Raw genomic sequence first — 18,157 nt, 5'->3', positions numbered from 1 at the left:
TCAACCGCACTCGACGACGAGGCCAGGCAGAAAACCCGTGACCTCGTCCGCGTGCCCCCGCGGATTGCAGACTATACGCGTCCGCCCGACCCGATAGTCGGCTGCCCGGTGCACGTGACCGTGGATCCAGATGTCGGGTCCGCAGTCCAGGATCAGGTCCGTCATGTCCGATGCATAGCACCACGCCAAATCGGCATGCAGTCCCGGCAGGCTGGACGGGTGCGGGGCGTGATGGGTCACGACCACGGTCGGGCCATCGTGCGGCCGGGTGAGCTCGCCTTCGATGAAGGCTTGCGTCGCCCGGTGCATCGCCAACACCTCGCCTGGTTCGATCCTGTTCCGGGAGCGGGGCCCCGTCCTGATGCGCCGGTAGTCCAACATACCATTGCGGCCCTGGGCGGTCCTGAGGGCGTGCGTGAGCCCGAAAGATCCCAATCGGAAGTTCGTCCATAGGGTGCCGCCGAGGAATCTCGTGCCGCCGATCACGACCGCATCGTCGAGCAACAGGTGAATGCCGAGCGCGGTCGCCCGCTCCCGTCCACGCTCCATCTGGTCGTAGATCGTGTAGCGGTCCTCGCTCCGGTCCCACCAGAAATCGTGGTTGCCCGGCACGTAGACGACCGGGACGCAGGGCATGCGCTCGCCCAGCCAGTCGAGGGCTCGGGTTAGGGGCATGTGGACGTCGCCGGCAATCACGGCGACATCGAAGCCGCCGGCGGGCGCAGGGGCGGCCGGATCCCAAGCGTTCTCCGCGTGCTCCTGATGCAGGTCACTGAATGCCCACAGGCGCAACGGCTCGGCTCTAGGGCTACAGTGGTTGGCGGTGCTTACAGGGATGTTTGTAGGCATTCGAGCCTCGCGAAAACGCGGAGGCTCCGCACCCAGCGGGGCGCTCCTGGATCAGTCGGATTGGGTTTCTGCGCGGCGTTTCACGATTAGGGCCTCCTGAGATTGCCGACCGATCGCCTGGGCGACGCTGCAGGGCAAGGGATCAGTGTGGCCTTCCACAACACATAGGTACCATATACCGGTACTTGGTACCCTGGGTGCTCAACAGAGTCTTAGGCAAACGGAGGCACCTTAATCACGGAGGAGAGGTGATGCCGTGCCGACGAAAGAAGAGGTATTTCGAGTCGCCGATGAGCTCTGGGCAGCGGGCCAGCGTCCATCTAGGCGCAACATTCAGGAACGTCTCATTAACGGTGGCTCGCCCCGGGATATCCTTGCTCACCTCGATGCATGGCGGGACGAGCGTGCCTACAAAGCCGACCTGGGCATAAAGGATGTTCCAGAACGAATTCGTGTGAAGCTGGCAGAATTCGCAAAGGACGCCTGGAAAACGGCGCAGGTCGAGGCGGCTTACGCATGGCAGCACGAGCGCGATGCCCTCCAAACCATTCGGCGTGATGAGGCTGAGGACCGAGAGAACTTGCTCGGCCAGTTGGATGAAGCGCAGGCGACGGTAAACGGCTTGGTCGCACGGCTTGCCGCGGCAGAGGAGGAGGCAAAACGACTGCAGTTGGCCCTCGACAAAACCAGCAAGCTATTGAGTGATGCCCGCGCCGAAGCCTTCTGGGATCGTGTGATGCAGGAAGTTCACTCTCTCCTGCCGCCGGAGGGGTCAATCACGGCCGAAGAAATCCTGGCCCAGCTTAAACCGTGGACCACCCGAGGATCTTCCATGGCGAAGGAGAAGTTGACGCCTAGCACCCTCAAGGAAAAGATGAAGGTACGCGCGAAATATGGGAGGTACCTGCGTGTGCTCGACGATGGCAGCGTAGCCCGACCAGCTGCCTAAATCCTCAGGATGGAATCCCTGCCAGGTCTTAAAGGGTCTCTCCGTTTCTGAGCTTGATCTGGGGTACATGGCGATGGGCTTGCTCTAGCCACTGCGCCCGGCGCGCCAACTCCGCCCTGGTGGCGCGATATGGGATACCGGTCATCGCGCCGACCGATGGCACCCAGATACGGTCATCGTCGTTCCACCAATATCCATCCCGGAAGAGGTGGTAACCTCTGTCGATGGTGAAGATCTCGATGCAGCCGTCCGGATAGCACCACATCGCCTCGAAGGTGTCCCGGATGATCTGCCGGATCCGCATCCTTGCCGCGAAGATCTCCTCATCGCTTGCTCCCAACCTATGGAGGTCCCTTAGACGGTCGATGGCCGCAGAGCGCACGTCATGACCGCCGTCGAGCCTCAACGCGGCGATCTTGCCAGTGAGGTCGGCCATGGCGGCCTCGCATGCCTGCACCTTGGCCCGTATCTCGGCGAGGTGTGCCTTCGCGAAGCGTTGATCCTCCTCGAATTCCCGCACGATGGTCTCACCTCGGACCTGAAGCTCGTCACGCTCGGCCGCCTTGCTTCGCAAGGCTTCCTCGTGCCTTGCGAGCTCGCCGGGCGCGCCGCCAGTCAGGTCGAGCTTCACCAGCCAGAGAAGGATCGCGGCCTCGGTGTCGTGATAGGGGATGCGGTAGTCGTTGGTGCAGGTACCGGCCCGCTCCGACGAGCACCGCAGGACCGGCGTCGAGCGCGGTCCACGGTCGCGGTAGTTCATTGGCTTCATGCATACTGCGCATGTAGCGACCGCACCGAACAGGTTGGTGACCCGTGTGCCCTGCCGGCCGCCAGCGTTGGGGGCACGTCCAAGGCGCCTCTGGTTGGCCTTTACGCGGGCCGCGGCCCAAAGCTCGTCGCTCACCGCGCGAGGGAAATAATCGGGTATCGGGTCACCCACAGGCACTCGCTTTGCGACCCGGATACCCGCCCGTTCCGAGTGCTTGAGCATGTGCGGCTGGAACTCGCCCAGCAACGCCTTGTTGTCGGTGATCTTCTGGACGGTTCCCCCGTGCCAGGAACGGCCGTGCCCCCAGCATTCGACGTTGTTCGCGTTCAAGTGCCTAGCTATGCGGTCGCGGCCCCAGCCGTCCGCGAGCAGTTCCATGATCTCCTTCACCACGGCGCCGCGCTTCGGGTGCACTTCGAGGACGCCATTGACCTCGTGCAACCAACCCGGGACGCGGGAGGTCAGCCTTCTGGTCCCGATGTTCCTCCGCTTCTCCTCCCACGTCTCCTTGAGACGCTTGGACTTCATCAATGATTCCTCGTGCGCCCGCATGAGGGACATCACCGAGACTAGGAAGGCGGCTTGGGAGGTGAGATCGTCCGGGGCCTGCCGATATGTCATCCTGTCTGAGATCGACACGACGATGATGCCGGCGTTCACCAAGCTCAGTAGCATGTGCTGCGCAACCGGGACGCTCGCGCGCGAGATCCGGTCGAGGCTTTCGACGAGCAGGTAGCTGCCCTTGGCGATGCGCCCCTCATCCACCGCCTGCTGGAACAGTGCAAGCTTGCCGTCGCCGCCCTTTGCGATGTTGGCCATCGTGAAGGCGGACACGCCGATGTCGTGGAGAGAGAACGTAGTGTCGAGCGTGAGATGTGGGTGGGCGGCGAGATACTCGTCGCGGAGGGCGATCTGGCGCCTCAGGCCATCACGATAGGCCTTCTTATCACCAGTATTCGACTGACGCTTCGAGCTCAGCCGTATGTATGAATAAGCGGTTGCCGGGGCCGGCTCCGCTTCGCTTCCGCCCCTGTCAGCCATGTCACCGCCCAGGCTTTTCCATCACGCCTGTTCGTAAGACGAATGCCGGCCTACCCGCAACCATGTCGCAATGTCTTCAATATCGTTATGCAGCTGCATTTGAAGGTAGGGTCGACGTCACGTCCGCAATAGTCTGGAACTGCTCAAGAATTTCGGGATAGTTGTCGGTCAAAAATTGATACACTGACCGATTAGCTAGCAATTTCTTCAGGTATCCTTTGGCAACCGTCAGATGTAAATTATCGCGGCTGAACGATTCCTGCACCTCGCCTACGGCTGATTGCAAATTGTCTAGCTCCCGCTCCAGCCGTGCCATCGCGGCCGGAGTCACATTCTTGGGCGTTGGCTTCGTCCCGCCGACAAGGTCTGCCACCGGGGTGCCAGTCAAAATGGCGGACGCGTAGGCCACGCTAAAATTGTTGTGCTGAATCATCAGCTCTGCGGCAGCCATCTGGCGCAATGGCTTCATCTTCCGAAGGATATCGAACACAGCGAGCGGACAGTGCCTATCATTGAGCTGCGAAATGGCCTCGGCGCAGATGCCGTCGAGCATCTTCACGCGCCGCTTCACGCTGGCCGCCTCCAGGGACATCGCGGCAGCGATCTTCGCCTCGGGCACTCCTCGTTCCAAGGCGCGCAAGATCATAGCTCGCTGCATCACCGGTGAGATCCGGTTGACGCTTCGATTATAGGTCATGGCCTCATCATCAGTAGACACAAGGCACTCGACGTCAATCCGGCCCTGGTCTTTGAGGACTTCAATTCGAAGATGACCATCGAGAAGCAGGTAGCGGCCCGGAGTTGCTGGATCTCGGGCGATAACAGGGGGCTCCACTAGGCCGATCTCCCGGATTGATTGGGAGATTTGGGTGTACATGTGGCTTGCCTTCAACGTGGGCCGCAACGTCTTGACCGGCATCAGCGCAGCGATCTGGACTACGAGCAGTTCGGGCTCGAATCCCAGGATGAAGTCTCGCGTCCCGACCACGCTCATGCCCGCCTCCCGGAAACGCGGGCGTCGAGGTCAGACGGCATGCTGTCGAGGTTTTCGGTGCAAAGCAGTGTTACGAAGTTTCCGTCCTCCTTGAGCTGACGCAGGGCCTCGACCACGAACATCAACCGGGACTGTGTGACCTCGGCCTTTTTAACAAAAACCCGCTGACGGTCAGCCTCTTGCTGGAAGACGCGTAGCAGCGCAGCGGTCGAGGTTGGACGCCGGGGCTGGTGCTTCTTGCCATAAGGATTGTCGTCAGCCTTACGCCCCCGTCTGCTACGGGCTTCAAGGAGGCGACGCACCTTGACGAGCTTGCCACCAGAGAGCTTCCCCTCAGCGTAGGCCTGCGAGAGAAGACCTTGCAGACCTTCTTCGTCGGTCCGCGCAATTTCTGCGGCGACACGTAGCGGGAGGACGCCGCTCTCGACCGCGGCTAGGAGGCGTTCCTCCCCTCTCTCGATCAGGCCACCGACCATGCTAACCCACTGCTGTGTGAATCCGATCTTGGCCGCGATCTGGGTGTCAGAATAGCCACGCTTGCGCATGGTTCCGACGTCGTGGAGTAGGTCTGCGGGGCGGTGCTGCCGCCGGGCACAGTTCTCCACCAAGCTCATCACTAGGCAGTCTTGCTCGCTGGCCTCTACGACCACGGCAGCGACCTCGGTCTGTCCGAGGGCAACGCAAGCCTTGAGGCGCCCCTCGCCGCATACGACGCCGTAGGCGGGGACCCCGTCATCCGACGGAATGCGTGTGACCGTTATTGGGCGCTTCAAGCCCACTGCACTAATGTTCTCGACGATTTCCCTAAATTTGCGCTTTTCGCGAGCACGAGGATTCAGCACTGTGATCCGGTCCACGGGGATCATATCAACCCGCCTGCTCACGACTTCCTCCATCATGCAGCCTCCGTGAGCTTGACCCTTGCAGCTAGCGAGAAGAAAAATTCGAGGTCATCAAAACGGTATCCGTCGAGCGAGAGCCCGTTCCACTCAGCTAGGCGCAGTTGCGGCTCTGTCATGTCGATGCGCGGTAGGATGTAGTAGTCGAGCGGCGCGGTGTTCCCCGGCCCCATACGCACGGCGACGGTGACATCGGGGGCGAGGCCCGCATCGAAGCGTATCCGCCACCGCGCCGATCCAGCAGCTGTCTCTTGATACCGGACGATCACAACCGAGGCGGTGAACTCGCCGTTGCACTCAAGCAGGTCCGTAACTGGATCGCGGAATACCTCGCCGCCCGCGTCCTCCAGCCCTGCGACAACCATCGCTACCACCTCGGGATGAAGCGAACGAAGACGACGGTTGACCTCCAGATAGCGGTAGTCGCGGTCAGGTGCGTAGCCAACGAGTTGGTAAGCTCGCAGTAGGCTTCCGAAGCGGTGTCGGTAGACGCTGCTCGACGGCATGTCGTCGCGCTCGTCGATGACGAGGCTCGATAGGGCCCCCGTGACGTGCAGAAGTTCGGTCAGTAGAGCCAGAAGCTCCCCGTCGTCGAACCTACGGCTGCGTTCTTCGACAATCGCTCTGGCACGTGCGAATACGGATGCCTCGACCAGGGGCGCGAACGCGCCCTTGGCTACGACCCACAGTGAGGGGTCGTTCGTGGTTCGGCACTGCCTCAGCTTGCACGACACACGATTAAAGACGTTGTCGCCGACGTACTTGGGGTTTGTGAGCACTTGGTGGACCGTGCCTCTCGTCCAGGCGCGACCAAGGTCCGTCGCGATCCCGTCGCGATTAAGTTCGTCAGCAATCTCGCGCTCACCCACCCCCGAGGTGAACAAGCGGTACATGCGCTGCACCGTCTCCACCTCTTGGCGCGGACCAGGGACGAGGATGACGCGATCAGTCTGGAGGCTCTTCCGCTCGCCGCGAGCGAGTTCCGCCTTGGTGTCCCCATGTTCGTCAACGAGTAGACGCCGTAAGCCGTAGCCGGCCATGCCGCCCTGCCGGTAGCCGCGCTGGACCAGCCTGCACTGGCCAGCGAAGACTTTGACCGACAACTCCCGGCTGTATTCGCCAGCCATCACGCGCTTGACTGCTTTAAGCAGGGTAGATCCAATGCTGCCGTCGTTCTCAAACTGCTCGGCGCAGTAGTGCACGCTGATGCCGGCGCGGCGGCAGACGTGCTCGTGGTAAGCCCCCTCATCTGCGTCCTGGAAGCGGCCCCATCGGCTTACGTCGTAGGCTAGGATGGCCTGGAAATCGGGGTCACCAGAGGTAACGTCCGCCATCAGCCGCTGGAGCGCCTCGCGCCCGTCGATTGTGAGGCCGCTGCGGCCGGCGTCCTCATAGATCCGGACAATCTCGAAGCCCCGAACCTCAGCAAAGCGCCGGATGCGGTCGAGCTGATTTTCGGTCGAGTACCGCTGAAGATCAGTCGACATTCGCACGTAGGCAACCGCGCGGACTGCCTCGTCTCCCGAGTTGCCCTTGGCCCTGCCCAACCGCACGCCTCGCTCCCTCGCAACCTTTCCCTCGGGACGCCAGCCGGAGTCCGCGTCTTGGCGTAGCTAGGCACAGGAGCGTGGAATGTCATTTCCGAAGACGGGCAAGTATTTTCGTGGCAACGACGAGGTGTCGTTCGCCGAGATGGTTTCTACTGTGCTGAGAGGGGCGCTGGGCGACCGCCCAGCATCAGTCAAGCTGGTTGCGCGATGGACGGGAGCCGGCGAGAGGACCGTCAAAAACTGGTTTTCGGGATCTTGCGCGCCACGTGGCCATCATTTTCGCGGCCTCGTCCAACATTGTCCGGAAATGCTAGAGGCGTTTCTTAACTCCGCCGGTCGCGCAGACCGGTTCGCCTTTACCCGGGTTGAGGAGGCACGCCAGCGACTTCGCCAAGCTCTCGCAGTTCTGGATTTGATGGCGCAAGACGAAAACTCACCAACCTAACCGCAGCACGCGCGGTCTGACCAACTTCCTGCGAAGACATGTCGTAGCGCGTCGTTACAGCTCGCTGCCACGCCTTCTGGGTGTGGCAGCGAGGTCTGCAGGCTTTCGCGCTGGCAGTCCTACAACCCTGCACAAACTCAGAAGCCCGACGAAGCTCGCGGTACCTGTGCGCACCTACGACAGCGGCTACGGGAAGCTCGCTCTCGACCAACCGCAACGCTCAGCCACGCGACCTAATCGCCGGCCAACACGCAACATTGTTGTGTCGATCTCGGGCCTGCACATGGTGCTGGCGGCGGGCGTGGTGTTCTGGCTCGTCCGGGCCCTGCTCGCCCTGGTGCCGCACCTCGCACTGCTCTGGCCCATCAAGAAGATCGCGGCCGGGGCGGCCATGGCGGGGGCGACCGCCTATTGTGCCTTTTCCGGCTGGGACATCGCCGCCGAGCGCAGCCTCATCATGACGCTCATCATGCTGGGGGCGATCCTCGTGGACCGTCCCGCCCTGTCCCTGCGCAACCTCGCGCTCGCGGCCCTGGTCTGCCTCGCGCGCGAACCGGAGGCCCTGCTCGGCCCGAGCTTCCAGATGTCCTTCGGTGCCGTGGCGGGACTCGTCGCCTGCGCACGACTCATCGATGGCAGGCTGTTCCTCAGCCCCGGCGCAGGCCGGGTCGGACGAGTGGCGGGCGTCGTCGCACGGGGGATCGTCGGCACGCTGGCCACGACCCTCGTCGCACAGGTCGCGACAGCCCCCTTCGCGACCTACCATTTCCAGACGGTTCAGCCCTTCGGCGTACTCGGCAACGCCCTGACACTCCCCCTCGTGTCACTGGTCGTGATGCCCTGCGCCGTGCTCGGGACAGTGGCCTATCCCTTCGCCCTCGATCACCCCGTCTGGTGGGTGATGGGGCAAGCGGTGGCCGGGATGCTCGCCATCTCCGAATGGATCGCCGGTTTCGGACGCTCCGTGCTGGTGGTGCCCGCCTTCGGCACCGGGGCGCTGCTGCTGCTGGCGGCGGCGCTCCTGCTGGCCACGTTGCCCGCCTCGCGCCTGCGCCGCTTGGCCCTCCTACCGGCCCTGGCCGGGCTCGCCCTCGCGGCCTTTCCGCAACGGCAGGATCTCTATGTCGATCGCCAGGGGACGGGCGCTGCCCTGCGCGGCGCGGACGGACACCTCACCCTGCTCGGCAAGCCCTCGCGCTTCGTTCTGGAGCAATGGCTGAAGGCCGATGGCGACGATCGCCGGGCCGCCGACCTCCTCGCCGCGTCCCAACCGGGCCGCTGCGACCGCCTCGGCTGCACCGCCCACCTCACGGATGGACGGGCGATCGCGCTGGTGAAGGACAGCCGCGCCTTCCCCGAGGATTGCGCCCGCGCGGCCATCGTCATCACGGCGCTGACGGCCCCGTCGAGTTGCGCAGCGCCCCTCATCCTCGACCGGCGACGCCTGTCCGATCAGGGCGCCGCCTCGCTAAGCCTGAGTGGCGGCTCCCTCGCGCCGCTCCACGCCCATGCGTCCGGACGCCATCCACCCTGGCGACCCACCCCCGCCGCAAAGCCCGCCGAGGAGACGCCGCCGGAGTGGGAGTCCCCCGTCGATCAGTAACGCCGCACGAGGCTGACGAGGCGGCCCTGGATCCGCACCCGGTCCGGTCCGAGCACGCGGGTCTCGTAGGCCGGGTTCGCGGCTTCGAGAGCGATGGAGGAGCCGCGCCGACGAAGACGCTTGAGGGTCGCCTCCTCATCGTCGATCAGCGCGACGATGATGTCGCCGGTATTGGCCGTCTCCTGCTTGCGGATGACCACGAGGTCACCGTCGAGGATGCCGGCTTCGACCATCGAATCGCCTCGCACCTCCAGGGCGTAATGCTCGCCACCCGCCAGGAAGTCCGGCGACATGGTGACGGAGTGGCTCTGGTTCTGGATGGCAGCGATGGGCGTGCCCGCCGCAATCCGCCCCATGACGGGAATCGAGACCCCCCGGAATTCCTCGTAGGCCCGTGGCTGGGCCGGGGCAGGGGAGGCAGGCGGCTGCTTGGACAGACCGCCCTCGACCACGCTCGGGGTAAACCGGCGCGGCTCCGGTGCCGAGGCGGCGGCAGCCTCGGCGGCCTCCGGACCACGCCCGAGGGCGTCCGGCAGGCGGATCACCTCGATCGCCCGCGCCCGATTGGGAAGACGGCGCAGGAAGCCCCGCTCCTCCAGCGCGGTGATCAGACGGTGGATTCCGGATTTCGACTTGAGATCGAGAGCGTCCTTCATCTCGTCGAACGAGGGCGGCACCCCACATTCCTGCATCCGCTGCTGGATGAAGCGTAGGAGGTCCAGCTGCTTACGCGTGAGCATGATCAGGTCTCGCAGAATGGCGGCGGGCGCGTTGAAACAAATCGCGAACACGTTAAGCGTTCCGCAAGTGTTCTGCAAGAGACAAGCTTGGCATTAAGGGTGGCGGGCGGATTTTCGTCGGTGGCGGCGTGTCATCGCTCGTTGGCGTGTCGCCGACCGGATGGATGCTGCCAGCGTCGTCGCGAACCGTCGGCCGCCCTCACGGCTGCCGGGTGATCAACACCTCGACACGGCGGTTGCGCGCGCGGCCTTCCGGCGTCGCATTCTCGGTGATCGGCTCGTCCGCGCCGCGCCCGCCGACAGTGATCCGTCCGGTCTCCGAGAGGGCAGGGCGGATCAGGGCGGCCACCGCCTCCGCACGCGCGAGGGACAGCGCCTGATTGTCCCGGAAGATCCGCGCCGACCGGATTGGCTGATCGTCCGTGTAGCCTACGATACGCACCGGCCCCTTTTCGGCCTGAACCACGTCGGCAATTTTGCGTAGGATCGCCAGACTGGCCGGTATGACGTGCGGCTCGCCGGAGGCGAAGACGACGCCGTTGCTGATGCGCACGGCGATCCAACTGCCGAACGGCTCCACTGCCACGGATCCGGCGGCGATCTCCTCGGCGAGGGCCGCTCGGATCCGGTCCAGCTGGCTGGGCTTCGAGCCAAGCGACACCGTGATCTGCGTGGGTACGTCGACCTTCGGCGCGGGAAGCATTGACGGAAAGATGAGCGCCAATAGACAGACAAGACCCACAATCATGATGCTATAGCAACCGATCTGAAAATATCGATATCGAATATTCGCACTCAACTGCCATTACATCCTATGCCAACCGCCGGCGCCGACGATACCGCCGAAGAAGCGAGCCGGGGACGATCGAACCGTCTTCCCGCAATGTAAGTCCCTTATGCCTGCGCATCATCCATGTAAGTTTTGTGACGCATCACGCATTTGAGATACAACCAAAGAATTTGTTATCAAAATTCTAGATACATTAAGTTGCGTTGTTTTGATCTGACTACACGGATTATACGCAAAACAGATTTTTTGTATCAGCCACCGAATTTCATAATGCCGGTGATTGCCGTGAGAGTTGCATTTGATACTAAGTTGCTCAATAATGTTGTTATATCTGGTAGATTATAGACTAAATAGCCAAATTTACGACTACTAATCCAAATTTTGATATGGATCTGTCGGCCTAAAAGCCTGTTCGTCACAGCAACGTCATCGAATGTGGACAGTGGGTTCGAAAGGACAGGTGGGCAGCTTCCAACGACAGTCGACCGGTGCAAGAATCTCACACGACATTCTCGGATCCGCGGATCGTCATCGGCGCCTCGGACTTCAACAAGGCCGGTGCCGCGTATGACTTGCGCGATACGCCGGAATACGAGGATCTCGAATCCCGACTTCATGCAATGGAGGCGGAGGGGCCTGCGGCCGTCGATTGGCCGGAAGTCGTGCGCCTCTGCCTGTTCATTCTCGAGAGCTACGGCAAAGACCTCGTGGTCGGCTGCTGGTTGGCTTACGCGCTGTTCCGGGTGGAGGGGTATCGCGGCCTTGCCGCCGGGCTCGGTCTTCTGAGAGAGATGATCGGTCGCCATTGGGCGACCATGCAGCCGCCCGTCTCACGAAAGCGCGCACGGATCGGCGCCCTCGAATGGCTGGCGGGTCGCGCGGCGCATCTCTGCACGGCAGCGCCGGGCGAGGACGACGCGGCGGCCATCCTCTATGCCTTCGATGCAATCGGCGACATCGACCAGCTCGTGACCGAGCGGATGACGCGGGACACGTTCTCGCTGCGCGAACTGACCCGAGCCTTGGCGGCTCATCGGGATGCCATTCGCCGCGCCCTCGCCGAGGCCGAACGGCAACGTGAAGAGGAGGAGGCAGCCCGGAACCGGCTTCCTGTTCCAACGCCCTCCACACCGGCGAAGGCGGCCCCGCCGCCGGTGGATCCTGCCACAGGGCAGCCCGACGGAGGAGGGTGCGGTCGGCCTGCCGACGGAGGCAGCCAGCGCTATCGATCTGACGATCCGGCACTTCATCCAAACCGAGATCATGCCGGCCGGAGCGCGCGCGCAGTGACGGTGAAACGCCTTCGGCCACCCGTTCCATTGCGGCGCGATCTGTGCGGCTGGCTGGCGGCCGGGATGGTAGCCCCATGGGTCAGCGCCTGCGCCGTGACCCCCGCCTCGGAGAAGACGACCGCGCTCGCTTTCACCCTCGATGCGGATGACGAGATCAACACCAACGAAAGCGACGTGCCGTCGCCGGTGGTGGTTCGCATCTACGAGCTCAAGGCCACGAGCGTCTTCGAGCAGGCGAGTTTCTTCGAACTGCTCGACAACGATACGGGCAAGCTCGGACCGGATCTCGTAGCCAAGCGCGAATTCGAGCTGAAGCCGGGCGAGAAGAAGGTGTTCACGCGGGAAACACCGTCCGCGACCCGGCACATCGGCGTCATCGCCGGATTTCGACAGATCAGCGCCGCTGAGTGGCGGGCCACGGCCGATCTCGCGGAGGGACGCGACAACGCTTTCCTCATCAAGATCAATGCGACGACGGTGACGCTGACCCTCCAGCACACCTCGAGCAAGTACGGACTCTTCTAGTCGAACGATGATTAGCCTTCCTGCACTTAGGATCTGCCACCGGAGCGCCGGGCGATGACGGTGGTGAGCAAGCCGCTCTGGTCGGAGGGGATGCTGGTCCGCCCCCAGCATTTCCAGCAATACGACCGGTGGATCGAATCTCTCGTCGAGGGTCGGGTCGGCGGGCTCAGCGCCTTCGGCTGGGGTGTCCGGCGGCTCGTCCTCGCCAGCGAATTGCTGCCGCTCGGCCGCTTCGCCCTCCGCTCCGTCAGCGCGGTGATGCCCGACGGCACGGTGATCGAGACCGAGACGGGCCTCGTCATCGAGCCGCGCGCCATCGCACCCCAGGCGCGCAATGTCCTCGTAAAGCTCGCGGTCGGCCTGCGTGCGCTGGGCGGCGAGACCGGCAACCGGTACCAGCCCGTTGAGCAGATGGCGCGGGATGTGACGGCGCCCGAACGGCAACCCGTCAGCCTCATGGTGGGCCAGCTCGCGGTACGGCTGCTCCTCGACGGGGAGGCGGAGGACGGCACGGTCACGCTGCCCATCGCGCGGATCGCGGAGGTCGATGCGGCCGGAGCGGTGATTCTCGACGAGAGCTATATCCCGCCCTGCCTCGATGCCCATGCCTCCCCACGCCTGATGAGCATCGTCGAGGAGATCCGCGCCCTGTTGCGCAGCCGGGCCGAGACCCTGGCGGGGCAGGCGGAGACCGGCGTGGCGAGTACCGAGAGCGCGAGGCTGGTCGATCTGATCGCCCTGACCGTCATCAACGGGCAGGAGGCGGTGTTCGACCACTTCGCGACGACGCCGGGCCTGCATCCGGAGCCGATCTACCGGGCCGCCTTGGCGCTCGCAGGCCAGCTCTCGACGTTCCATGAGTCCCGCCGCCGCGAAGACGACTTCCCCGCCTACCGGCATCTCGCCCTCGACGGGGCGTTCCGCCCGGTCCTCGACCGGTTGAGGCAATGGCTGACGGTGGTCGTGTCCCGCACCGCCGTGGCGCTGCCGCTGGAGGATCGCGGCTACGGGGTGCGCACCGCCGCGATCAGCGACCGGACACTGTTCCAGGATGCGCGCTTCGTCCTGATCGCGATGGCCAGCATGCCGGCCGAGACCGTGCGGAGCCAGCTGCCGGTCTCGCTCAAGATCGGCTCTGTGGACGTCATCCGCGACCTTGTAAACCTGCAACTGCCCGGCTTGCCCTTGCGGGCTCTGCCCGCCGCCCCTCGGGAACTACCGTTCATGCAGGGTGCCGTCTATTTCGAGCTCGATCGAACCGGCGAACTCTGGCGCGGACTGGTCCGCTCGGCGGCCTTCGCCTTCCACGTCAGCGGCGATTACCCGGATCTCCATCTTGAATTCTGGGCCATTCGGGGCAAGCGGCCATGAGTGCCTCGCTCGAGTTCGATCCGCCGACCGTCATCGGCTACCGTCCGGCGCGATTGTCCCCCCCGGGCGGGCCGGGCCTGCCGGCAAACGGCCTCCTCGACGGTCTCGATCCCGCTTCCCCGCGCCTACCGGCGTCCACACCTCCGTCCGCCGGGATCGACGCGACGGAGGCCGCCGCTCAAGCGGATTCGGGCGCGCCGTCGCCGGATGCCCTGGTGGCCGCAGCATCGCCGCTCCTCACCCTCGTCGCCCGCCTCGCCGGCGGCGTTGCCCAAGCGGACGTGGCGAAGCTGCGCAGCGAGGTCATCGACCGGATCTATCGCTTCGACGAGGCGGCCGCCCGCACGGGGGCGCCGCCGCAGCAGGTGCAAACCGCGCGCTATATCCTGTGCGCGCTGGTCGATGAGGCGGTCATGACGACCTCCTGGGGGACGACCAGCGATTGGTCGACGAACTCGCTGCTGAACCGCTTCCACGGGGAGACCTGGGGCGGCGAGAACGTCTTCGCCATCCTCGAACGGGCGAAGCGCGATCCGGCGACGAACCTTCCACTCCTGAAGCTCATCGAAGCGGCCCTCCTACTCGGGTTCGAGGGGCTGTACCGCGTACGCGAGGATGGCCGCGACCGCCTCGACGCCCTGCGCGAGGATCTGAGGCATCTCCTGGCACGGCACCTGCCGCCGCCGCCCGCCGAATTGTCGCGCGGCTGGCGCGGCACCGGTGCCGACGCGACGCTGCGGGATTTTCTGCCCCTCTGGATCGTCTTCGCGCTGGCGGGCTTCTTCCTCGTCTGCGTCTACAGCTATCAGCGATACAGGCTCGCGGCCGAGGCCGCGCCGGTCGTGGCCACGATGCAGGCGCTCGAACGCAGTGCTCCCACACAGGGAGCCACGCCGTGATCCGCGCCTATCTCCTCGGCTTCGCCAGCCTTCGCGGATTGCTCGCCCTCATCGGGGTCGCCGCTCTCTGCGCGGCGATCTGGCTCGGCGGGCCGTTCCTCGTCGTCGGATCGTGGGCGCCCCTCGTCCCGGTGGAGATCCGGGCGGGAGCGATCGCCCTGATCCTGGTCCTGTTCTTCGGCGGCACGTTACTGCGGCTCATTCTCGCCCGTCGGGCCAATGCCCGGATGATCCGCTCGCTTCTCGACAGTGGCGCGACCGCCACCGCCGCGGATGCCCTGTCCGACCACCAGCTTACGCCCGCCCGCTCACGGGAGCTGATCGACGCGCGCTCCGCCGCCCGCCGCGCGCGCGACGCGGCGAAGCAAGAGAAGCGTGCCGAAAATCTGGCCTGGGTCCAGCACCGCCAGTTGGCGCAATCCGGCCTGCCGCCCGCCTTATGGCCGTCCCCCCCGGGCGTGGGACCGGACGAGCCCGAACTGCCCTTGCCTCTCCCTGAGGAGATCGCAGCCGGAGAGATCGATCTTGCGGCGTTGCTCGATGCGTTGGAGGCGGTCCATCGCGACGCCGAGACCCGTCTCGCGGACGTGCAGGCCGAGTTCGAGCCGAAGCGCCAAGCCCTGGCCGCCCTGAACGATGAGCAGGCGGACCCGACTGCGATCGACCGTCTGTTTGACGCTCTCGATCAGCCGCAGCTGCCCGCCGAGCTCGACGCGGCCCTCGCACACCTTCCCGCCCCCTCGTCCCTGCCTCCGGCGGCGCGAGACCAAGCGGATCTGGTCGCGACGCTGGAGGAGGCGAAGGATTGGCGCCGGAGCATACTGGCGGCGGCCCGTCCGGCCGTCGATGAGAGCGCTCAACTGGCGCTCGCGCGGGCACGTTTCCTCGGCCTACCCGAGGGTCGCCCCTTCGCAGGCCTGCTCGCCGGCCTGGACGGGCTGAGCATCCCCGAGGGTGGCGACTGGGAGCCTCTCGGGCGGACGACCGAAACGAAGCCTCCCGCAGACGCCCCCCTCGCCGAAATCCTTGATCGTCTCGACAACGATCCCGCCCTCCCGGAGGGTAGCGCGACGACGGTGAAGAGCGGGCTCGCAGAGATCGACGCCGCGCTTCGCCGCTCCTACCCCAACCTCGACGCTCCTCCGGGCGGGGCCATGGCGGCCGTGTCCGCGCTCATTGAGGCGTCAGGTCCGGCGCGCGATCCATACGCTACGCCCGCCGAGGCGCTGGCGCAGGCAAGGGCAGACATGGCCTCCCTGTCCGCCGACCTGACGGAGAGGATGGCGGCGGCGGAAGACGCGAGCCTCAAGGCTGCGGCTGCGATGCGGCAGGCGTCGCCGGTGCCGACCCGGCCGGAGGAACCGCTCACCCCCGCCGTGGCCCGCTCCTTCGGCGATCTGATCCTCGATGAGGCCCACAACGGTGTTTCGCTGGCGGGGCGAGATCTCGCGGGAGCCGACCTGTCCGGAGCCGACCTCTCCGGGTGCGACCTTTCGGGGGCGTTCCTAGAGAGCGTGCGGCTCGATGGGGCGTCCCTGATCGGGGCGCGGCTTTCCGGGGCGACCCTGTGCGGCGCCTCGCTCGTCGGCACCGATTTCACCGGCTGCGATCTCGGCTCGGCCAATCTCGCCGCCGTGGACGCGACGCGGGCTAGGTTCGTTGGCGCGCGCCTCGCCGACGCAAACGTCGCCGAGGCCCGTTTCGCTGAGGCGATCTTCGACGAGGCCGAGTTGTCCGACGTCACCGCCATGGGAATCGCGCTCGAGGGCGCCTCCTTCCGGAGGGCACGGGTCTCGGGCTGCATCCTCACACGGTGCGCGCTGTCGGGAACGGACTGGACCGGCGCGTCCGTCGAGCGGATCCAGATCCTGGACAGCGACTGCGCGAACATCGCCTTCCCCGGATCGCGTTTGACGGAGATCGGCTTCCTGATGGTCCGCGCGGAGGGAGCCGACTTCAGTGATGCGACGCTCACCCGGGTGACCTTCGCGGGCGAGGTCGATCTGCGGGGCGCGCACTTCACCCGGATGAAGGCTCAGCGGTTCAGCGCCCAGACGACGGACCTACGCGGGGCGTCGTTCGAGCGCGCCCGGCTCGACGGTGCCTGCTTCGTGGAGTCGAGGCTGTCGCAGGCGAACTTGCGGGCGTCGTCGCTCAAGCGGGCGATCCTGTCGCGCAACGACCTCGGCGGGGCGGATTTCAGCTTTGCCAACCTGTGGGAGGCGCAGCTCAACCGGGCGGACCTGCGCGGGACCTGCTTCGCCTCGGCCAACCTCTATGGCGCCGACCTTGCCGATGCTCGTCTCACCGGCGCCGATCTCGCCGGTGCCAATCTCGGCCGGACCCTGTTCGAGGTCGCGAGCGATGATTGAGGATTGGCTCGCCCATCTCGCCCACGACCATCCCTACCAAGGCGGAACCCTCGACGGCGCTGCCTTGGCCGGGGCGAGACTGACGGACGGCACGGTGCTGACGACCAGCCTTCGGGGCGCCGACTTCACCAATGCCCACCTCACGCGGATGACCTTTTGCGACTGCGACCTGACCGGTTGCCGGTTCGACGGGGCCAGCATGGGGAACACGACCTTCGTCCGCTGCACCATGCCGGACAGCACGTGGCGCGAGGCCCATCTGCACGGGGCGACCTTCACGAGTTGCACCCTGACGGGATCGTCCTTCGCCGCCGCCGCGCTGACACGGGCGAGCCTGCTCCGCTGCGACCTCGCCGCGGCGGCGCTCGCCCGCTGCAGGTCAGAGGAATCCGTGTTCTTGGACTGCATGCTCCAAGGCATCGATCTATCCGGGGCGACACTCGTCAACGTGGCCTTCACCAAGGCCGACCTGCGCCAGGCGGTTCTCACCGATCTACGCTGCGACCTTGTTCTCCTCGCCGAGTGCGACCTCACTGATCGGGATCTGCGAGGACTCACCCTGACGCGGATGAACCTGCTGAGGGCGAAACTCGACCGGGCGAACCTGTCCGGTGTCGACCTCACCGGCTCGGGCTTCATGGACGCGAGCCTCATGGGCGCGACGCTGAGGCGGGCCAAAGCGTCATCCACCATCTTCGCGGGGGCGAATCTCAGCGGTGCGGATTTCACTGGGGCGCACCTCGACAACGCCGTGTTCCAGGATGCCCGTGCGGCGGGAGCCTGCTTCGACGCGGCCCAGCTTCCTTGCACCGTTTTTCACCGTGCCGAGGCGGAGGCCGCGACCTTCCGTGGGGCCCGGCTCGATGATGCGCAGTTCCACCATGCTGACCTCGCCCGGGCGGATTTCAGCAACGCCCACTTCCTGCGCACCAATTTCCACTGCGCGCGGACCGACGGCGCAATCTTCCACGGCCACCGCGGCACAAGGCTCGACACAGTGAGCGCACGCGCCGTTGGCGAACTCTACGATCCGAGCGTCGTCCGGGCGCTCGCCGCCAAGGTGTGAAGC

At 65.2% G+C, this 18,157-nt stretch carries 14 protein-coding genes and 1 pseudogene; 8 read left to right on the top strand and 7 right to left on the bottom strand.

The genetic code is table 11. From position 1 onward, the window contains the following. A complete protein-coding gene (locus tag J4O73_RS14730; protein ID WP_426218468.1) occupies positions 1-849 on the bottom strand; it encodes a metallophosphoesterase in 849 nt (282 codons plus the stop codon). A 256-nt stretch (positions 850-1,105) separates the two neighbouring features. On the opposite strand from J4O73_RS14730, the gene J4O73_RS14725 reads away from it, so the two are divergent. Further along, positions 1,106-1,798 carry a DNA-binding protein gene (locus tag J4O73_RS14725; protein ID WP_426218466.1) on the top strand — a complete coding sequence of 231 codons (693 nt, stop codon included), beginning with the start codon at positions 1,106-1,108 and terminating at the stop codon, positions 1,796-1,798. A gap of 28 nt (positions 1,799-1,826) precedes the next feature. Here J4O73_RS14725 and J4O73_RS14720 read toward each other — a convergent pair whose 3' ends face one another. From J4O73_RS14720 to J4O73_RS14705, 4 genes are all read right to left on the bottom strand, one after another. Then, positions 1,827-3,608: a recombinase family protein gene (locus tag J4O73_RS14720; protein ID WP_426218464.1), complete on the bottom strand. Its 1,782-nt coding sequence runs from the start codon at positions 3,606-3,608 to the stop codon at positions 1,827-1,829. Positions 3,609-3,693: 85 nt separating this feature from the next. Next, complete coding sequence (locus J4O73_RS14715; protein WP_426218462.1) at positions 3,694-4,602, bottom strand: plasmid partitioning protein RepB C-terminal domain-containing protein; 909 nt, start codon at positions 4,600-4,602, stop codon at positions 3,694-3,696. Beyond that, on the bottom strand, positions 4,599-5,501 hold the full coding sequence (locus tag J4O73_RS14710) for a plasmid partitioning protein RepB C-terminal domain-containing protein (protein ID WP_426218460.1): 903 nt from the start codon (positions 5,499-5,501) through the stop codon (positions 4,599-4,601). Before J4O73_RS14710 ends, J4O73_RS14715 begins: the two co-directional genes overlap by 4 nt. Then, positions 5,498-7,054 (bottom strand): recombinase family protein, encoded by a 1,557-nt coding sequence (locus J4O73_RS14705; protein ID WP_426218458.1) that lies wholly within the window; start codon positions 7,052-7,054, stop codon positions 5,498-5,500. The genes J4O73_RS14710 and J4O73_RS14705 overlap by 4 nt, the downstream gene beginning before the upstream one ends. A 79-nt stretch (positions 7,055-7,133) precedes the next feature. Between J4O73_RS14705 and J4O73_RS14700 the strand changes: the two genes are divergently transcribed. Both J4O73_RS14700 and J4O73_RS14695 read left to right on the top strand, forming a co-directional pair. Continuing rightward, a complete protein-coding gene (locus J4O73_RS14700) occupies positions 7,134-7,496 on the top strand; it encodes a hypothetical protein (RefSeq protein ID WP_426218456.1) in 363 nt (120 codons plus the stop codon). Between the two features lie 259 nt (positions 7,497-7,755). Next, positions 7,756-9,099, top strand: a pseudogene (locus J4O73_RS14695) (ComEC/Rec2 family competence protein); the annotation flags it as partial. On the opposite strand, the gene lexA reads toward J4O73_RS14695, so the two are convergent. Both lexA and J4O73_RS14685 read right to left on the bottom strand, forming a co-directional pair. Next, a complete protein-coding gene (gene lexA / locus J4O73_RS14690) occupies positions 9,093-9,839 on the bottom strand; it encodes a transcriptional repressor LexA (protein ID WP_426218959.1) in 747 nt (248 codons plus the stop codon). The pseudogene J4O73_RS14695 and the gene lexA sit on opposite strands and share 7 nt — an antisense overlap. Positions 9,840-10,038: 199 nt before the next feature. Further along, positions 10,039-10,638 carry an OmpA family protein gene (locus J4O73_RS14685; RefSeq protein WP_426218454.1) on the bottom strand — a complete coding sequence of 200 codons (600 nt, stop codon included), beginning with the start codon at positions 10,636-10,638 and terminating at the stop codon, positions 10,039-10,041. 479 nt (positions 10,639-11,117) lie between these two features. Between J4O73_RS14685 and tssJ the strand changes: the two genes are divergently transcribed. Genes tssJ through J4O73_RS14660 form a run of 5 tightly spaced genes read left to right on the top strand, consistent with a single transcriptional unit; the run spans position 11,118 to position 18,154 of the window. Next, the gene (gene tssJ / locus J4O73_RS14680) at positions 11,118-12,446 is read left to right on the top strand and encodes a type VI secretion system lipoprotein TssJ (protein WP_426218452.1); all 1,329 of its coding nucleotides are present in this window, start codon (positions 11,118-11,120) and stop codon (positions 12,444-12,446) included. 54 nt (positions 12,447-12,500) lie between these two features. Beyond that, a complete protein-coding gene (gene tssK / locus J4O73_RS14675; RefSeq protein ID WP_426218450.1) occupies positions 12,501-13,817 on the top strand; it encodes a type VI secretion system baseplate subunit TssK in 1,317 nt (438 codons plus the stop codon). After that, a complete protein-coding gene (gene icmH, locus J4O73_RS14670; protein WP_426218448.1) occupies positions 13,814-14,716 on the top strand; it encodes a type IVB secretion system protein IcmH/DotU in 903 nt (300 codons plus the stop codon). The genes tssK and icmH overlap by 4 nt, the downstream gene beginning before the upstream one ends. Continuing rightward, positions 14,713-17,088, top strand: a complete 2,376-nt coding sequence (locus J4O73_RS14665) for a pentapeptide repeat-containing protein (RefSeq protein ID WP_426218446.1) — start codon at positions 14,713-14,715, stop codon at positions 17,086-17,088. Before icmH ends, J4O73_RS14665 begins: the two co-directional genes overlap by 4 nt. Further along, positions 17,081-18,154 carry a pentapeptide repeat-containing protein gene (locus J4O73_RS14660; RefSeq protein WP_426218445.1) on the top strand — a complete coding sequence of 358 codons (1,074 nt, stop codon included), beginning with the start codon at positions 17,081-17,083 and terminating at the stop codon, positions 18,152-18,154. The genes J4O73_RS14665 and J4O73_RS14660 overlap by 8 nt, the downstream gene beginning before the upstream one ends. Positions 18,155-18,157 lie beyond the last annotated feature (3 nt).

This window comes from Methylobacterium sp. NFXW15 (assembly GCF_049887755.1).
Classification (GTDB): domain Bacteria; phylum Pseudomonadota; class Alphaproteobacteria; order Rhizobiales; family Beijerinckiaceae; genus Methylobacterium.
The sequence above is the reverse complement of the archived record's forward strand: the minus strand, read 5'-3'. Positions and strand labels throughout refer to the sequence as shown.